The sequence below is a fragment of the Acidimicrobiales bacterium genome, assembly GCA_036399815.1.
Taxonomy (GTDB): Bacteria; Actinomycetota; Acidimicrobiia; order Acidimicrobiales; family DASWMK01; genus DASWMK01.
The window spans coordinates 1-2006 of record DASWMK010000281.1 but is presented as its reverse complement, the minus strand read 5'-3'; the positions used below and the strand labels follow the sequence as shown (position 1 = coordinate 2006).

General features: G+C 79.0%; 2 protein-coding genes. Both read left to right on the top strand.

Features of this window, described 5'->3' with window-relative positions:
• A partial coding sequence (locus tag VGB14_21030; GenBank protein ID HEX9995415.1) for a hypothetical protein occupies positions 1 to 1244 on the top strand: 1244 nt, incomplete at its 5' end.
• A partial coding sequence (locus VGB14_21025) for a hypothetical protein (protein ID HEX9995414.1) occupies positions 1241 to 2006 on the top strand: 766 nt, incomplete at its 3' end. The genes VGB14_21030 and VGB14_21025, both read left to right, overlap by 4 nt.

Genomic DNA, 2006 nt, shown 5'->3' with positions numbered 1-2006 from the left:
CCGGGGCCCGGCCCGCGCCCCCGCCGTGGCTCGCCGTCCTCCTCCTCACGCCCGAGGAGGTCGTGCCGCCCGACCCCGGGACGCCGTCGGCCGACCTCGGTGGCGCCCGGTCGGTCCCCCTCGCCGCCTACCTCGACCCGCCCCCCTCCGTCCTCGGGCCGGCGGCCAGCAGGGAGCAGAAGGACGCCTGGCTGGCCGAGCTCCCCGACCAGCAGTGCGTGGTCGTCGACGTCAGGGCCGACGCGTTCGTCGCCGTGGCGCCGCGGGCGGCCGAGCTGCCGTACCTGGCCCACGTGCGCCAGGTCGACCCGACCGCCCAGGAGATCGTCACCGGCGAGGAGGAGGACGAGTGGTTCTCCGTGGTCGTCGGCAACCGCCTCCCGGCCGGCAGCCCGAGCGGCGTCTACGTCGCCCACCTCGTGTCGGTCGAGGGCTTCGTCGGCGTGCTCGGCGGCGACCTCCCGCCCGGCACGTCCGCCGTCCGCCTCCTGTCCCTCGCCCGGTGGACCTTCGCCAGCCGGCCGGGGACGGCCTACTTCGCCGGCCTGATGCGCGACCTCGACGTCGACGTGCTGCGGCTGCCGCCCCACCTCCGCCCGACCGGGGCCGACCGGGCCGCGACGGTCGCCCGCGGCGCGCTCGACGGCGGGTACGTCCCGGTCGACTACCGCACCCGCCTCGGCGAGCGGACGGCCGGCTGGTACCGGGGGCCCTGCCTCCCGGTGCAGATGGAGCGCAACCTCCAGCCGAGGTACCCGGCGTCGGAGGCGGCCCTCGTCTACGACCGGGAGACGGGCATGTTCGACGTGTCGTACGCGGTCGCCTGGCAGACCGGCCGGCTCCTCGCCCTGGCCGACCGCCAGTTCGCCATCTCGCTGCTGCGCTGGGTGCGCGACCACCACTCGCTGGCCCAGCTCCTCCAGGAGCGCCTCGACCTGTTCCGCCGGTACGACGGCCTCGACCTCCCCGAGGACCTCGCCGACCTGCTGGCGCCGGGCGCCGTCCGGGCCGCCGGCACCCGGTTCCTCGCGACCGTCGTGGCGCCCCGCCTGGGCGGCGACGGCGGCCGGGCCCCGGCGCTCGGCCCCCGGCGCGACCCGAGCGGCCTGCTGCGCCACCTCGACGCCCTGCCCGGCCTCGTCCCCCCCGACGAGGTCGAGGAGCTGCTCGCCTCGGGCGACGACCCCGTCGCCGCCGTCCTGGCCCGCGCCCGCGCCGGCGCCGGCGGCGAGGAGGCGCCGTGACCGGGCCGGACCGCCAGCCCCGGCACCGCGCCGTGCGCGCCCTCGTCGACGACCCGGCCGGCCGGGCCGCGGTGTCCGCCGCCGGCCGGGAGCTGCCCGACGACACCGGCCGGTGGCTGGCCCACCTCTGCCTGCTGGAGGGGCTGCCGTTCGACGTCCTCGTCCCGGACGCCCGGATGCTGCCCGAGGAGTCGATCCGGTTCTTCTTCCTGGACCAGAACTGGGTCGACAGCCTCGTCGACGGGGCGCTCTCGGTGGCGGCGTCGGCGGCGCCCGAGGCGACCCTCCTCGACGCCCGCCGGGCGGAGGTCCACCACGCGGCCAGGGTCGGCGCCCACCACGAGCGGGGCCGGCGGCGGGCCCGCACCCGCGACGCGGCCGTCGCCGCGCTCGCCACCCGCCTGGCCGAGCCGCCGGCCGGGGCGCCGGTCTGGAGCGGCTTCCTGCTGCGGTCCTCGGCCGTCGCCGCCTGGCCCGGCCTCACCGTGACCGGGTACGCCACGGCCGGCCGCGACGAGCCCCTTGACCTGCTCCGCCTGGACCGGACGGCGCCGGGCGTGCTCGTCGCCGTGTTCGCCGGCATCGTCCGCCACGTCGACGTGGCCAAGCCGGCCCAGGCGCTCCACTTCGGCGTCAGCCGCTCCGGCGAGCACGAGCCGGCCGTCGTGCCCATCCGCTTCGTCGGCGGCGGCGACGCCTGCCCGGCCGGCGAGCAGCCGCCGGGCCGGCCGACGGCGACGGTGCCGTGGCGGGACCAGGCCC